Source organism: Streptomyces sp. NPDC039465, from assembly GCF_055639315.1.
The window spans coordinates 88,114-100,735 of sequence record NZ_JBVKAP010000008.1; the positions used below are offsets into that span (position 1 = coordinate 88,114).

14 protein-coding genes and 2 pseudogenes are annotated in these 12,622 nt (G+C 73.3%); 9 read left to right on the forward strand and 7 right to left on the reverse strand.

From position 1 onward, the window contains the following. The first annotated feature begins 151 nt into the window (after positions 1 to 151). Complete coding sequence (locus ACZ7LT_RS25520) at positions 152 to 736, forward strand: ATP-binding protein (protein ID WP_471238421.1); 585 nt, start codon at positions 152 to 154, stop codon at positions 734 to 736. A gap of 35 nt (positions 737 to 771) precedes the next feature. On the opposite strand, the pseudogene ACZ7LT_RS25525 reads toward ACZ7LT_RS25520, so the two are convergent. Beyond that, a pseudogene (locus ACZ7LT_RS25525) lies at positions 772 to 912 on the reverse strand (SHOCT domain-containing protein); the annotation flags it as partial. A 107-nt stretch (positions 913 to 1,019) separates the two neighbouring features. On the opposite strand from ACZ7LT_RS25525, the gene ACZ7LT_RS25530 reads away from it, so the two are divergent. The 3 genes from ACZ7LT_RS25530 to ACZ7LT_RS25540 all read left to right on the forward strand — a co-directional run bounded on the left by ACZ7LT_RS25530 (position 1,020) and on the right by ACZ7LT_RS25540 (position 3,154). Beyond that, on the forward strand, positions 1,020 to 1,583 hold the full coding sequence (locus ACZ7LT_RS25530) for a TetR/AcrR family transcriptional regulator (RefSeq protein ID WP_471238422.1): 564 nt from the start codon (positions 1,020 to 1,022) through the stop codon (positions 1,581 to 1,583). A gap of 15 nt (positions 1,584 to 1,598) precedes the next feature. Then, positions 1,599 to 2,183 (forward strand): DUF4865 family protein, encoded by a 585-nt coding sequence (locus tag ACZ7LT_RS25535; protein WP_471238423.1) that lies wholly within the window; start codon positions 1,599 to 1,601, stop codon positions 2,181 to 2,183. A gap of 107 nt (positions 2,184 to 2,290) precedes the next feature. Beyond that, positions 2,291 to 3,154: a phosphotriesterase family protein gene (locus ACZ7LT_RS25540; protein WP_471238644.1), complete on the forward strand. Its 864-nt coding sequence runs from the start codon at positions 2,291 to 2,293 to the stop codon at positions 3,152 to 3,154. On the opposite strand, the gene ACZ7LT_RS25545 is transcribed toward ACZ7LT_RS25540, so the two are convergent. Both ACZ7LT_RS25545 and ACZ7LT_RS25550 read right to left on the reverse strand, forming a co-directional pair. Then, positions 3,132 to 3,899, reverse strand: a complete 768-nt coding sequence (locus ACZ7LT_RS25545) for an SAM-dependent methyltransferase (protein WP_471238424.1) — start codon at positions 3,897 to 3,899, stop codon at positions 3,132 to 3,134. The two genes, ACZ7LT_RS25540 and ACZ7LT_RS25545, sit on opposite strands and share 23 nt — an antisense overlap. A gap of 97 nt (positions 3,900 to 3,996) precedes the next feature. Further along, positions 3,997 to 5,223 (reverse strand): ROK family protein, encoded by a 1,227-nt coding sequence (locus ACZ7LT_RS25550; RefSeq protein WP_471238425.1) that lies wholly within the window; start codon positions 5,221 to 5,223, stop codon positions 3,997 to 3,999. A 108-nt stretch (positions 5,224 to 5,331) separates the two neighbouring features. Between ACZ7LT_RS25550 and ACZ7LT_RS25555 the strand changes: the two genes are divergently transcribed. Both ACZ7LT_RS25555 and ACZ7LT_RS25560 read left to right on the forward strand, forming a co-directional pair. After that, positions 5,332 to 6,573 (forward strand): MFS transporter, encoded by a 1,242-nt coding sequence (locus tag ACZ7LT_RS25555; RefSeq protein ID WP_471238426.1) that lies wholly within the window; start codon positions 5,332 to 5,334, stop codon positions 6,571 to 6,573. 108 nt (positions 6,574 to 6,681) lie between these two features. Then, positions 6,682 to 7,059, forward strand: a complete 378-nt coding sequence (locus ACZ7LT_RS25560) for an SCO4225 family membrane protein (protein ID WP_471238427.1) — start codon at positions 6,682 to 6,684, stop codon at positions 7,057 to 7,059. A 102-nt stretch (positions 7,060 to 7,161) separates the two neighbouring features. Here ACZ7LT_RS25560 and ACZ7LT_RS25565 read toward each other — a convergent pair whose 3' ends face one another. Beyond that, positions 7,162 to 7,554 carry a MarR family winged helix-turn-helix transcriptional regulator gene (locus ACZ7LT_RS25565; protein ID WP_019884292.1) on the reverse strand — a complete coding sequence of 131 codons (393 nt, stop codon included), beginning with the start codon at positions 7,552 to 7,554 and terminating at the stop codon, positions 7,162 to 7,164. Positions 7,555 to 7,641: 87 nt separating this feature from the next. Between ACZ7LT_RS25565 and ACZ7LT_RS25570 the strand changes: the two genes are divergently transcribed. Further along, positions 7,642 to 9,132: an MFS transporter gene (locus tag ACZ7LT_RS25570; RefSeq protein WP_471238428.1), complete on the forward strand. Its 1,491-nt coding sequence runs from the start codon at positions 7,642 to 7,644 to the stop codon at positions 9,130 to 9,132. Between the two features lie 169 nt (positions 9,133 to 9,301). Here ACZ7LT_RS25570 and ACZ7LT_RS25575 read toward each other — a convergent pair. Beyond that, positions 9,302 to 9,379: pseudogene (locus ACZ7LT_RS25575) on the reverse strand (DNA-binding response regulator); the annotation flags it as partial. Between the two features lie 12 nt (positions 9,380 to 9,391). Beyond that, complete coding sequence (locus ACZ7LT_RS25580; protein WP_471238429.1) at positions 9,392 to 10,303, reverse strand: MBL fold metallo-hydrolase; 912 nt, start codon at positions 10,301 to 10,303, stop codon at positions 9,392 to 9,394. Between the two features lie 101 nt (positions 10,304 to 10,404). On the opposite strand from ACZ7LT_RS25580, the gene ACZ7LT_RS25585 reads away from it, so the two are divergent. Continuing rightward, entirely contained in the window at positions 10,405 to 11,313 is a 909-nt protein-coding gene (locus ACZ7LT_RS25585) for an AraC family transcriptional regulator (RefSeq protein WP_471238430.1), read from the forward strand. 20 nt (positions 11,314 to 11,333) lie between these two features. Here the strand turns inward: ACZ7LT_RS25585 and ACZ7LT_RS25590 are convergent, their stop codons facing one another. Beyond that, the gene (locus ACZ7LT_RS25590; RefSeq protein WP_471238431.1) at positions 11,334 to 12,029 is read right to left on the reverse strand and encodes a TetR/AcrR family transcriptional regulator; all 696 of its coding nucleotides are present in this window, start codon (positions 12,027 to 12,029) and stop codon (positions 11,334 to 11,336) included. A gap of 125 nt (positions 12,030 to 12,154) precedes the next feature. On the opposite strand from ACZ7LT_RS25590, the gene ACZ7LT_RS25595 reads away from it, so the two are divergent. Further along, a complete protein-coding gene (locus ACZ7LT_RS25595; RefSeq protein ID WP_471238432.1) occupies positions 12,155 to 12,604 on the forward strand; it encodes a nitroreductase family deazaflavin-dependent oxidoreductase in 450 nt (149 codons plus the stop codon). Positions 12,605 to 12,622 lie beyond the last annotated feature (18 nt).

Sequence of the window (12,622 nt, forward strand, 5' to 3'; positions counted from 1 at the left end):
GAAGGTCACTCCTGGTTCACGCTGGAACGACCTCACTCAGGGTTCACCGGCGATTACGCTGCGACCCAGCCTCCGCCGGTACGCACAGCAGGCAGCCAAGCAGGATCCGATCCTTCGTCTTCTTCCGGACCAATTTCGGGGAGTCGCAGCCGTGATCAGCGAACCAAGCAGGCACTGCACGGTGGAGCTGCAAGCCCTGCCGTCGCGGATCGGTCAGGTCCGCAGAATCGTTTCTGCGCATCTGCGCTACTGGCATCTCGATGCCTTGATAGACCAGGCGGCGCTGGGTGTCACCGAGTTGCTGACCAATGTGCACAGGCATGCTCAGCCGGACAAGACGTGCACGGTCGAGATCGAGCTACTGCTCGACCGGCTCACGGTCTCCGTCCATGACCACGATCCCCGGCTTCCGTCGGTCCATGCGACCGAGGGCCTGGAGACCTCGGGGCGCGGGCTCGCGCTCATCGAGGCGTTCAGCGAGAGCTGGGGTGTACGGCCGCGGGACGACGGCGGGAAGGTCGTCTGGTTCACCCTGACCGCTCCCCCGCACCTGATGGCGGTCCCGGCGACGACCCGGGCGACGCAGGCGCCGACGCCGGAGGGCGCGTTCGCGGCCGCCGGCACGACGCGCGGCCCCTTCGCCGAGTCGGACGACGCCCCCTTCGGCGCCCCCAAGGAGACCCCCGCGCGGCACGCCCGGGGCCGCCCGGCGGCGCGGTCGGCGGTCGCGGGCTGAGATCGCGGACGGCGTCGCCGGCGGTCACCCGGCACCCCCTTCGGGCGGGTGCCGAACTGCTCGTCGAGGACGGACAGCCGGCGCCAGTACTCGTCTTCATCGATCTCCCCGGCCTCGAAGCGGTGCCCCAGCAGGGCGGTCGTGATGACGAGGGCGATGACGGCGGCCCAGATCAGGGGGAAGAGGAAGACCCAGGGAGAAGTAGCCAGGGCTCGGTGAGCTGCTCCGAACGGGTGTTTCCCGACGGCCCCTACTGTACCTACTAGTATGTACAGTAGGGATCATGAGCACTCCGGAGCGACTGATCGAGGCCACCTGTGAGCTCCTGTGGGAGCGCGGCTACGTGGGCACGAGCCCCAAGGCGATCCAGCAGCAGGCCGGCGCCGGCCAGGGCAGCATGTACCACCACTTCAGCGGGAAGCCGGATCTCGCCCTCGCGGCGATCCGGCGGACGGCCGAGGAGATGCGCGGCGCCGTGGAGGCGGTCCTGGGGGGCGGCGGCTCGCCGTACGAGCGGATTCGGGCGTATCTGCTGCGCGAGCGCGATGTGCTGCGCGGCTGTCCGGTCGGGCGGCTCACGATGGACCCGGACGTCATCGCGAGCGACGCGCTGCGGGCGCCGGTCGACGAGACCGTCGACTGGCTGCGCGGGCGGCTCGCCGAGCTCGTCCAGGAGGGCGTGGACGCGGGCGAGTTCGCCGCCGGGACGGATCCGCGGGAGACCGCGGCGACGATCGTGGCGACCGTGCAGGGCGGCTACGTCCTGGCCCGCGCGTCCGGCTCGTCCACCGCCTTCGACAGCGCGGTCCGCGGATTGCTGGCGCTGCTCGCGCCCCGCCAGGCATAAGGGAGTACGGCACAGATGCACGCCATGCAGTACGAGATCACTCTGCCCGCCGACTACGACATGGGCGTCATCCGCACGCGGGTGGCGACCAGAGGGCACCTGCTCGACGACTTCCCGGGCCTCGGGATCAAGGCGTATCTGGCGCGGGAGCGCGGGGTCGACGGGTCGCCGGTGAACCAGTACGCGCCGTTCTACCTCTGGGCCACCCCCGAGGGCATGAACTCCTTTCTCTGGAGCCCCGGATTCCAGGGCGTCGTCCGGGACTTCGGGCGCCCGGAGGTGCAGCACTGGACCGGGCTCGCGTACGAGGAGGGCCCGGCGGCCGGGTCCGTACCCCGGGCGGCGACCCGGCGGCGTGAGCGGTCGGCGCCCGGCGAGGCGCCCGCCGATGCGGTGGAGCGGGCCCTCGCGGAGCACGAGCGCGTGACGGGCCTGGACGCCGTGGTCGCCGCGGCCGTGGCGATCGATCCCCGGCGGTGGGAGCTGGTCCACTTCACCCTCTGGGCCGGGGCGGCGCCCGAGGCGGCCGGGGAGGTCCTCCAGGTGCTCCACGTGTCCGATCCGCACCGGGGCGCGCTGGTCCGCGGCAGGCAGTGGTGAGCGCCCCGGACCGGGCCGGCGCGGTCAACTCCGGCCGCTCCGGCTGCTCCGGCCGCTCCGACAGCCCCTCGGTCCGTACGGTCCTCGGAGACGTACCGGCCGGGGAGTTGGGGATCTGCGACGCACACGACCATCTCTTCCTGCGCAGTCCGCGACTGCCGGGGCAGGAGCTGGACGACGCCGGGGACGCGGCCCTGCGGCTGCGGGCGTTCGCGGAGCTCGGCGGGCGGACGCTGGTGCAGTGGACGCCGTACGGGATGGGGCGCCGCGTGGCCGAACTGGCCGGGCTCTCACGGGAGTCGGGGGTCCATGTGGTCGCCGCGACCGGACTGCACCAGGCGCAGCACTACGATCCGGCGCTGCTCGCGGCGCTTCCCGGGGACCTGGCGGATCTGTTCACCGCCGAGCTGACCGAGGGCGTCGGATCGACGGGCGTACGGGCGGGTCTGATCAAGGTCGCCGGTGACTTCCACGGCCTCGACGCGCACGCCCGCCGTACGCTCTCGGCCGCGGCCCGGGCCCATCACCGCACGGGGGCGCCGGTCGCGGTCCATCTGGAGCTGGGGACGGGCGCGGCGGACGTACTGGAGCTGCTGTGCGGGCGGGAGGGGATGGCGCCGGCGCGGGTGATCCTCGGGCATCTGGGCCGCTTCCCGGACGGGACCGTCCAGCGCGAGGGGGCGAGGGCGGGGGCCTACCTGGCCTTCGACGGGCCGTCACGAGCCCATCACGGCACGGACTGGCGGCTGCCCGAGGCGCTGGCGGCGCTGGCCGACGCCGGGTTCGGGGACCGGCTGCTGCTGGGCGGGGACACGACCGTGCCGGGCACTCCGGGCGCACCCCATCTGCTGCGCGGGCTGCGCCCGCGCCTTGAACTCACCCTGGGCGAGGAGCTGGTGGAGCGGATGCTCCGGGTGAATCCGGCGCGGGCGCTGGCGCTCGCGCCGGTCAGTCCACCGGTACCAGCGTGAGGTAGGCCATGCCGAGGACCTGGCGGTAGCCGTGAAGCCAGGTGGAGCGCTGACGGTCGACGCGGGCCCGGGTCTCCTCGGCCGACGGGTGAGCGGCGTTGGCCGCGAGCCAGACCTCGGTCGCCTCGCGGTAGCCGGACTCGAACTCCTCCCATTCCTCCTCGGTCGCCGTCTCGATCCGCGCGGGCCGGAATCCGGCCTCGACGGCGAGGTCGACCAGCGCGCCGAGCGAGAAGTGGTCTCCTCCGTGCGCGCCGGGCCACATGCCGGCGAGTTCTTCCTGGGTGGGCGGGCGCTGCCAGAAGCCCTCGCCGAGGAGGACCCTGCCGCCGGGTGCCACGAGCCGGCGCAGCTCCCGCAGCGCGGCGGCCGGGTCGTGCGGCCCGTCGGGGTCGCACAGCGCCTGGCTGGAGCCGAGGCACAGGACCAGGTCGGCCGGGCCTTGGCTGGTGCCGAGGGCGGACTCGGCGACGAAGGTGACGCGGTCGGCGAGGCCGCGCTCCTTGGCGAGCTCCCGGCCGTGGTCCAGGTCGCGGGTGTCGATGTCGAGGCCGGTGCCGTGCGCGTCCGGCGCGGCGGCCAGGAGCCGCAGCAGCAGCTCTCCCCAGCCGCAGCCGATGTCGAGGACGGTGGCGGGCCGGCCGGCGGCGAGCCGGTCGATGAGGCGGGTGGCGCGGGCCTCGGACAGCGGGCTGTGGAAGGTGAGATGGCGGCCGAGCGCCGGAGGAAGATCATCGGTGGTCATGGGGGCGCACACTAGTTCTCAGGGCACCGGTTGACCAGCGATTTCCCGCCCGGACCTCCGGGCGGGCTCGCGGGCGTCAGGTCCGGGCTCCGCGCGTTCAGGCCGCGGGGCGGCCGAGGGCGGCCAGCGGGTCGTCGAGGACGGGCTGCCAGGCGAGTTCGCCTGCGCCGACCAGGCTGTTGTGGTCGAGGGTGCAGGGCAGGATCGGCACTCCCCCGCTGCGGCCCCACAGGCTGCGGTCGGCGACGACGGCGCGCAGGCGTTCCGGGTCGGCGTCGAGGAGTTCGCGGTGGAGCCCGCCGAGAATGATGCGGTCCGGGTTGAGGATGTTCACGAGGCCGGCGAGACCGAGTCCGAGGCGGTCGATGAGCTCCTCGGTGGCCGCCCGGACGCCGGGGTCGTCGGGGCGGTCGCGGAGCAGGTCGCGGGACTGCTGGAGCAGGGAGACCTCCGGTCCGGGGGTGCGGCCGGCGGCGGTGAGGAAGGCGAGCGGATCGGTCTCGACGTCGAGGCAGCCGCGGCTGCCGCAGTGGCAGGGGCGGCCCTCGGGGTTGACGGTGAGATGGCCGACTTCGAGCGCGAGGCCCGAACTGCCGGTGTGCAGGCGGCCGTCGAGGACGAGCGCGCCGCCGACGCCGCGGTGTCCGGTGGCGACGCACAGGAGGTCACGGGCGCCCCGGCCGGCGCCGTGGCGGTGCTCGGCGAGCGCGGCGAGGTTGACGTCGTTGCCGGTGAAGGCGGGCCCGTCGATGCCGGCGGCGCGTACCCGCTCGGCGAAGATCTCGCGGACCGGGGCGCCCGCGGGCCAGGCGAGGTGGAGCGGGTTGAGGGCGGTGCCTTCCGGTTCCGCGACGGCGGAGGGCGCGGCGAGTCCGGCGCCGACGCAGCGGCGGCCGGTGGCGCGCAGCAGGTCGGCGCCCGCGTCGACGACCGCGCCGAGGACCTGGGCGGGGTCGGCGGAGACGGTGACGCAGCCGGGGGCGGTGGCCACGATCTGTCCGCCGAGGCCGACCAGCGCGGCGCGGAATCCGTCGGAGTGGACCTGGGCGGCGAGCGCGACGGGACCGTTGTCGTCGACGGCGAGGCGGTGCGAGGGGCGGCCCTGGGAGCCGGCGGCCGCGCCGGGGTTGGAGTCGACCCGGATGAGGCCGAGGGCTTCGAGTTCGGCGGCGACGGCGCCCGCGGTGGCGCGGGTGACGCCGAGCTCGGCGGTGAGGACGGCGCGGGTCGGCGCGCGGCCCGTATGCACCAGTTCGAGCGCGGGGCCGAGTGCGCTGCGGCCTCTGTCCAGCCGTGTCCGAGTCGTCGTCGCCTTGCCGTTCATGGGGGCGAGTCTCCCATGATCCGTACTCCGCACGGCCCGCGCGGGGTGTTGCCGCGCTCCGAGACCGTCAGCTTGTCCGGATCGGTGCTCCACCTCTATTCTGACTTTGTGCCGCTACTAAACAAACTCAGGACGGCCGCCGCGGGGGGAGCCGACGGAAACCCCGCCGCCCCCTCCCTCGCTCGCCTTCGCACCGCATTGACCCTCTTCTTCGCCCTCGACGGCTTCCTCTTCGCCGGCTGGGTGGTTCGGATCCCGGCCATCAAGGAGCAGACCGGGGCCTCCGCCACCGGCCTCGGGCTCGCGCTCCTCGGAGTCTCGGCCGGCGCGGTGGTCACCATGACCTCCACCGGGCGGCTCTGCCGCCGCTTCGGCAGCCACGCCGTCACCGTCGCCGCCGCCACCCTGATGTCGCTGAGCATCGCGCTCCCGGCGCTGACCGGTTCCACGCTCGCCCTCGGCCTGGTCCTGCTGGTCTTCGGCGCGGCCTACGGGGCGATCAACGTCAGCATGAACAGCGCCGCCGTCGATCTGGTCGCCGCCCTGCGCAGGCCCGTGATGCCCGCCTTCCACGCCGCGTTCAGCCTCGGGGGCATGGTCGGGGCCGGCCTTGGGGGCCTCGTCGCCGGATCCCTCAGCCCGACCGCGCATCTGCTCGCGCTGACCGGCGTCGGTCTGCTGCTGACCGCGGCGGCCGGTCCCGTACTGCTCCGCGAACCCGCGCCCGTCACCCCGCCACGGGCCGACGCGCCCCCGGCCGGCCGGCCGGCGGACGGGCGCACGCGCCGTCTGGTCGTCGTGTGCGGTGTGATCGCGCTGTGCACCGCGTACGGGGAGGGGGCGATGGCCGACTGGGGCGCGCTCCACCTGGAGCAGGACCTGCACGCCCACCCCGGCCTCGCGGCCGCCGGGTACGCGCTCTTCGCCCTCGCCATGACCACGGGCCGGCTGACCGGTACGACGCTCCTGGAGCGGCTCGGGCAGACCCGGACCCTCGTCGCGGGCGGGGCGACGGCGGCGGCCGGCATGCTGCTCGGCGCGCTGGCCCCGACCGTATGGGCGGCGCTGCTCGGCTTCGCGGTGACCGGCCTCGGACTGGCGAACATCTTCCCGGTGGCCGTGGCCCGCGCGGGCGCTCTGGCCGGTCCCGCCGGGGTGGCCACCGCCTCGACCCTCGGCTACGGCGGCATGCTGCTCGGGCCGCCCGCGATAGGGTTCCTCGCCGACCTGTTCTCGCTGCCGCTCGCCCTGACGACGGTGGCGGCGCTGGCGGCGGGTGCGGCGCTGATCGGGTTCGCGGCGCGCACGGCGGTGTCCGCACCAGCTCCGGTCGAGCAGTCGAGTAGTTGAGTAGGAGTACTCAGGCGGACGGCGGGCGGGCCGCCGCACGATGAACCCGGCCCATCCGCCTCACCGTCCGGCCTCCCCGGCCGGAACCCCCAGGGAGCACGATCCACCGTGGCACTGCGCCTGCTCCGCGCCTTCACGCGGACGACCTTCGGCAACTGGCTGTCGCTCAGCTACCTCGGCCTGGTCACCCTCACGATCCTGATCGGCCTGGGGGACTCGAACGGCAACGGCGCCGCCTTCGGCGCCGGCATCCTCGCCCTGTTCCTGTCCGCGCCGGCGAGCGCGATGCTCTTCACACTGCAGGGCATGCTCGGCGACTGGGCCGAATCCACGCCGGCCGTCTACTCCCTCTTCCTCTTCTCGTACCTCTTCCAGGCCTTCGTCCTCGGATGGCTTGTGGCCCTGGCACGGAAGAAGCCCGGTCGGCACGAACTGCCCCTGGGATCCGGGCCGCGCTGGCACAATCCCGGACGTGGAGGTCTCTGAGCACCTCGCGGCCCTCGACCGGGAAGGGCGGGCGCTGGCCGAAGCGGCCGCCTCGGCGGGCCCGGACGCCACCGTCCCCACCATCCGGGGCAGGCGGCCCGGTCAGCCCTCCAGCATCCGGGTCAGGACCGCCCGCTGGAGCGGCTGCACCTCGGCGTGGCGTGCCCGTCCGGCGTCCGTGAGGGCGACCCGTACGCCGCGCCGGTCCTCACCGCACATGCCGCGCACCACTAGCCCGCTCTTCTCCAGCCGGCCCACCAGGCGCGACAGCGCGCTCTGGCTCAGATGCACCCGGTCCGCGAGCTCCTGGACGCGATAGGACGTGCCGCCGTCGGCCGGGGCCGCCTCGGCGAGCACGTCGAGGACCTCGAAGTCGCTGGCGCCGAGCCCGTGGCGATGCAGCTCGCGGTCGAGCTCGCACATCGTCCGGGCGTGCAGCGCGAGGACGTCCCGCCACTCCTGTACGAGCGCACGCTCGGACTTCTTCGCTGCCATGAAGGCACGTTAGCAGAGCTCGGCCGCTTTGTTGCACGGGAATTAAATGCGCTTGCATTGAATGCACGTGCATGTACTGTGCTGCGCATGACCTCTCCGCTCAACGTCCCCGCCACACAGGCACGCTGGAGCCCTCGCCTGTGGGGCACCCTGCTCGTGCTCTGCGCCGCGATGTTCCTCGACGCCCTCGACGTCTCGATGGTCGGCGTCGCCCTGCCGTCGATCGCCACGGACCTCGACCTGTCCACGTCGACCCTGCAGTGGATCGTCAGCGGCTACATCCTCGGTTACGGCGGACTGTTGCTCCTCGGCGGCCGCGCCGCCGATCTGCTCGGCCGCCGCCGTGTCTTCCTGATCGCCCTGGCCGTCTTCGCGGTCGCGTCCCTGCTCGGCGGACTCGTCGACTCCGGCCCGCTGCTGATCGCCAGCCGTTTCATCAAGGGCCTCAGCGCCGCGTTCACCGCGCCCGCCGGCCTGTCCATCATCACGACCACGTTCCAGGAGGGCCCGCAGCGCAACCGCGCCCTGGCCATCTACACCACCTGCGCCGCCACCGGCTTCTCCATGGGCCTGGTCCTGTCCGGCCTGCTCACCGAGCTGAGCTGGCGCTGGACAATGCTGCTGCCCGCCCCGGTCGCGCTCCTCGCGCTCATCGCCGGCCTCAAGCTCATCCCGCACAGCGACCGCGACGACACCCACCGCGGCTACGACCTGCCGGGCGCCGTCACCGGCACGGCCGCCATGCTGCTGCTCGTCTTCACCGTCGTCCAGGCACCCGAGGTCGGCTGGGCGTCCGCCCGTACGCTCCTGTCGTTCCTGCTCACCGCCCTGCTCCTGGCCGCCTTCGTGGTCATCGAGCGGCGCAGTGCCAACCCGCTGGTCCGGCTCGGCGTGCTCCGCTCCGGTCCGCAGGTACGGGCGCAGCTGGGGGCGATGGCGTTCTTCGGCTCGTACGTCTCCTTCCAGTTCATCGTGACCCAGTACATGCAGTCACTGCTCGGCTGGTCGGCCCTGCAGACCGCGCTCGCCTTCCTGCCGGCGGGTGTGCTGGTGGCGCTCTCCTCCACGAAGATCGGCGATCTGGTGGACCGGTTCGGCACGCCGAAGGTCATCGTGACCGGCTTCGCGCTGCTCGTGGCGGGATACGCGCTCTTCCTCCGGGTCGATCTGCACCCGCGGTACGCGGCGGTGATCCTGCCGTCGATGCTGCTGCTGGGCGCGGCGTGCGCGCTGGTCTTCCCGTCGCTCAACATCCAGGCCACCAACGGCGTGCACGACGACGAGCAGGGCATGGTCTCGGGCCTGCTGAACACCTCGATCCAGGTCGGCGGCGCGATCTTCCTCGCCGTGGTGACGGCGGTGATCACTGCGGGCGGCGGCGCGGAGGGCGCTTCCTCCCCGCAGGCGGTGCTCGACCACTACCGGCCCGGGCTCGCCGTGGTCACCGGTATCGCGCTGGTCGGCCTGCTGATCACGCTGCCGGGCCTGCGCCGGCGGGCCGCGGCACCGCGGCCCTCGCGGGTGGTCGCCACGTCCGCCGGGGTGCCGACCGCCGAGAAGGCCGTCGTACGGGACTGAGAGCCCGGGGCCTGACGGGGGCGCGCGGCGGTGGGCCGGGAACGGCTCCCGGCCGCGCGCGCCCGCGTGTGAGGGTCGAGACGCGGGGCCGAGCCGTCCGGGCCGCCCGGGCGCCGGACGGTCCGGGTGATTACGGTCCGGGCGCCGGGCGGGCCGGGCGCGGGCCGGGTCAGCCCAGCCAGCCCGGCCGTACGAGACCCGACTCGTAGGCGAGGACCATTAGTTGGGCGCTTCTCCCTCGGGGGCCGCGCCCGGGCCCCTACTCGGTGCCGTAGGCCGCCCACCTTTCGACGGCGAACCCCTCCCCCTGGCGCCGGATCTCCAGTCCGCCCGCCCCGGCGAAGTGGGCGGGGACGACCAGCTCCCGTTCGGCGGCGGCCCGTGCCAGGACCCTGCGGCGGGCGGCTGCCGCCTGGGCCGGGTCCAGGCAGAAACAGCTGTTGTGGGAGGGCTGGAGGATCTGGACCGGGCTGTGCAGCAGATCGCCCACGAACACGGCACGGTCCCCGCCGGAGCTGACCCGCAGCACGGACGAGCCCGGGGTGTGGCCGGGCGCGGACTCCAGGACGAGGTTCTCGTCGATGCGGTGGGTGCCGTCCCACAGCACGGCCTGCCCGGCCCGGTGGACGGGGGCCACGCTGTCCTCGTAGATCAGCCGGTCCTCCCCCCGCAGGCCCTTCCCGTATCCGTTGTCCGGGCCGAAGTACGCGTCGTCGGCGGCCGGGAGGAGGTACTGGGCGCCCGGGAACGTCGGTGTCCACTCGCCGTCGGCGCCGATGGTGTTCCAGCCGACGTGGTCGGCGTGGAGGTGGGTGTTGACGACGACGTCGACGTCGCCGGGCTCGACACCCGCCTCGGCCAGTCCGCCGAGGAAGTCGCCCTGCCAGTGGTGGAACTGCGGCGACTGCGGCCGCTCTCGTCCATTGCCCACCCCGGTGTCGACCAGGACGGTCCGTCCGCCGCTGCGCAGCACCCAGGTCTGCAAGGCGGCCACCGCCCGGTCACCGGCCGGTTCCCAGTGGTCCGGTGCCAGCCAGTCCTCGTTCTCCTGCCACAGGTCGGGGCTGGAGCCGGGGACGAGACCCCGGGCCGGGGCGAACGGTCCCCGCCACTCGACGATCCGGATGACCTCGACGTCTCCCAGCGTGAAGCTCTGTACGTTCTCACTCATGCCGTCGACCCTAGAAAGGGACCACTGAGCCGCTCAATGCCCGTACTGCTCAGGCGAATACGTCTCCGTCTCACCACTGACGCCCGCGATACCGTACGCGGATGGATGTGGTGAGCGACGCGATCTCCGCCGTACGCATCGGGCGGCCCTCCTCGAACCGGGTGCGGGCGGGCGGCAGTTGGTGCACGCGGCTCGCTCCGTACGACGGCGCGGGTTTCCATGTCGTCCTGGAGGGCGGTTGCTGGCTGTTGCCAGACTCCGGCGCCCCGGTCGCGCTGGGCGCCGGTGACGCCGTGCTGCTGCCGCACGGCACCGGGCATGTGATCGCCGACTCCCCCGCCGACGCGGCGACCGTGGCGCGGGCGGTGCCCTTCGAGCGGTGGTTCGAAGCAGAGGGCGTGGGCCGGGGCGACGGTCCCGGCGAGGTGGAGGTGCTGTGCGGCAAGTACCGGCTGGACCGCAGCCGGGTACATCCGCTCATGGCCGAGCTGCCGGAGGTCGTCCATCTGCCCAACCGGGTGGGCGGCCACCCCGAACTCCGCGCCGCCATCGACCTGCTGGGCCGTGAGCTGGGCGCCGGCCGGCCCGGGTCCTGCGTCGCGGTCCCCAGTCTGCTGGATCTCCTGCTCGTCTACATGATCCGTGCCTGGATGGACGCGAGTACGACCGGCGCCTGGCCGGCCGTCCTGGGGGACCCGGTGGTGGCCGCCGCCCTGCGGGCCCTGCACGCGGAACCGGCCGAGCCGTGGACCAACGACCGTCTGGCCGCCGAGGCGGGTGTCTCCCGCGCCACTCTGGCCCGCCGGTTCACGGCGCTGGTCGGTCGGCCACCGACGGCGTACCTCACCTGGTGGCGGCTGACGTTTGCGGCGGCTCTGCTCCGTGACACCCAGGACCCGTTGGCCACGATCGCCCGCAGGGTCGGCTACGGCACTCCGTACGCCTTCTCCCACGCCTTCAGCAGGGAGTTCGGCACGACCCCCGGTCGGTACCGCGCCCAGGCCGGCTGAGGGGAGGGCGCCAGGAGGCCTCAGGGGAGGGCGATCAGGCCGGTGTCGTGGGCGAGGCGGCGGACGGTGGCGGTGAAGAAGGCGTCCCGGTTCTCGACCATGCGGTTGAACTGGCCGAACACCTCGAAGGAGACCATCCCGAACAGCTGCGACCAGGCCGCGACCAGGGCCACCACCAGCGCCGGGGGCAGATCCGGGGCGAACTCGTCGGCGAGCCGCCGGGCCTCGGGGCGCAGCTCATCGGCGAGCGGGGGAAGGGCGACGCACCCGCGGCGGTGGGCGTCCCGCGCGATCGTGATGAGCGCGAGGCCCACCCGGGAGGCGGGCACGACAGTGTCCCTCGGCGCGCTGTAGCCGGGCACGGGAGAGCCGTAGATCAGGGCGTACTCATGGGGGTGGGCGAGCGCCCAGGCCCGTACGGCGCGGCAGACGGCGATCCAGCGGGCGGGGGCGTCGGTGCCGCGGGAGGCGGCGAGGGCGGCTTCGGCGTCGGCGCCGACGGCGTCGTACGCGTCGACGATCAGGGCGGTGAGCAGGTCGTCGCGGCTCGGGAAGTAGCGGTAGAGCGCCGACGAGACCATGCCCAGCTCCCGGGCGACGGCCCGCAGGGAGAGTTTCGCGGCGCCCTCGGCGGCGAGCTGTCTGCGCGCCTCGTCCTTGATGGCGGCGGTGACTTCGATCCGGGCGCGGGCACGGGCTCCTTGAACGCTGGTCATGGTGATCAGTGTGCCATCGGACCAAGAGCGGCGCACCACTTCGAGAGCACTGCTCTTGTTTCGGCGCACTGATCCGTGCACACTGTTCTCCAGCGAGAGCAGTGCTCACACTTCGGAGGTACGCCATGTCGGCACATGTCATGAAGCCCGGCTGGATCACCAGGAACGTGCTGAACCCCGCGGTCGCCTGGCTGACCCGCCGGGGCATCAGCGTCTGGGGCTCCCGGGTGCTGGCCGTACGCGGGCGCAAGAGCGGCGAGTGGCGTCGTACGCCCGTCAACCTGCTGACGCTCGACGGCGTCGAGTACTTGGTCGCCCCGCGCGGTCACGTCCAGTGGACGTACAACATGCGGGCGGCGGGCGGGGGTGAGCTGCACCTCGGGAAGCGGGTGCAGCGGTTCACCGCCGTGGAGCTGGCGGACGACGAGAAGCCCGAGCTGCTCCGGGCCTACCTCAAGCGGTGGAAGGCCGAGGTCGGGGTCTTCTTCGGCGGGGTGGGCCCGGACTCCCCCGAGGAGGAGCTGCGGGCCATCGCCCCCAGGCACCCGGTCTTCCGCATCACCACGACCGCGTGACACGGCCCGGGAGCCGAC

Excerpts from the sequence above, each read along its gene's own strand:
- ACZ7LT_RS25530 (WP_471238422.1), top strand. The coding sequence starts at position 1,020 with ATGAGCACTCCGGAGCGACTGATCGAGGCCACCTGTGAGCTCCTGTGG.
- ACZ7LT_RS25535 (WP_471238423.1), top strand. The coding sequence starts at position 1,599 with ATGCACGCCATGCAGTACGAGATCACTCTGCCCGCCGACTACGACATG.
- ACZ7LT_RS25545 (WP_471238424.1), bottom strand. The coding sequence starts at position 3,899 with ATGACCACCGATGATCTTCCTCCGGCGCTCGGCCGCCATCTCACCTTC.
- ACZ7LT_RS25550 (WP_471238425.1), bottom strand. The coding sequence starts at position 5,223 with ATGAACGGCAAGGCGACGACGACTCGGACACGGCTGGACAGAGGCCGC.
- ACZ7LT_RS25565 (WP_019884292.1), bottom strand. The coding sequence starts at position 7,554 with ATGGCAGCGAAGAAGTCCGAGCGTGCGCTCGTACAGGAGTGGCGGGAC.
- ACZ7LT_RS25570 (WP_471238428.1), top strand. The coding sequence starts at position 7,642 with ATGACCTCTCCGCTCAACGTCCCCGCCACACAGGCACGCTGGAGCCCT.
- ACZ7LT_RS25580 (WP_471238429.1), bottom strand. The coding sequence starts at position 10,303 with ATGAGTGAGAACGTACAGAGCTTCACGCTGGGAGACGTCGAGGTCATC.
- ACZ7LT_RS25585 (WP_471238430.1), top strand. The coding sequence starts at position 10,405 with ATGGATGTGGTGAGCGACGCGATCTCCGCCGTACGCATCGGGCGGCCC.
- ACZ7LT_RS25590 (WP_471238431.1), bottom strand. The coding sequence starts at position 12,029 with ATGACCAGCGTTCAAGGAGCCCGTGCCCGCGCCCGGATCGAAGTCACC.
- ACZ7LT_RS25595 (WP_471238432.1), top strand. The coding sequence starts at position 12,155 with ATGTCGGCACATGTCATGAAGCCCGGCTGGATCACCAGGAACGTGCTG.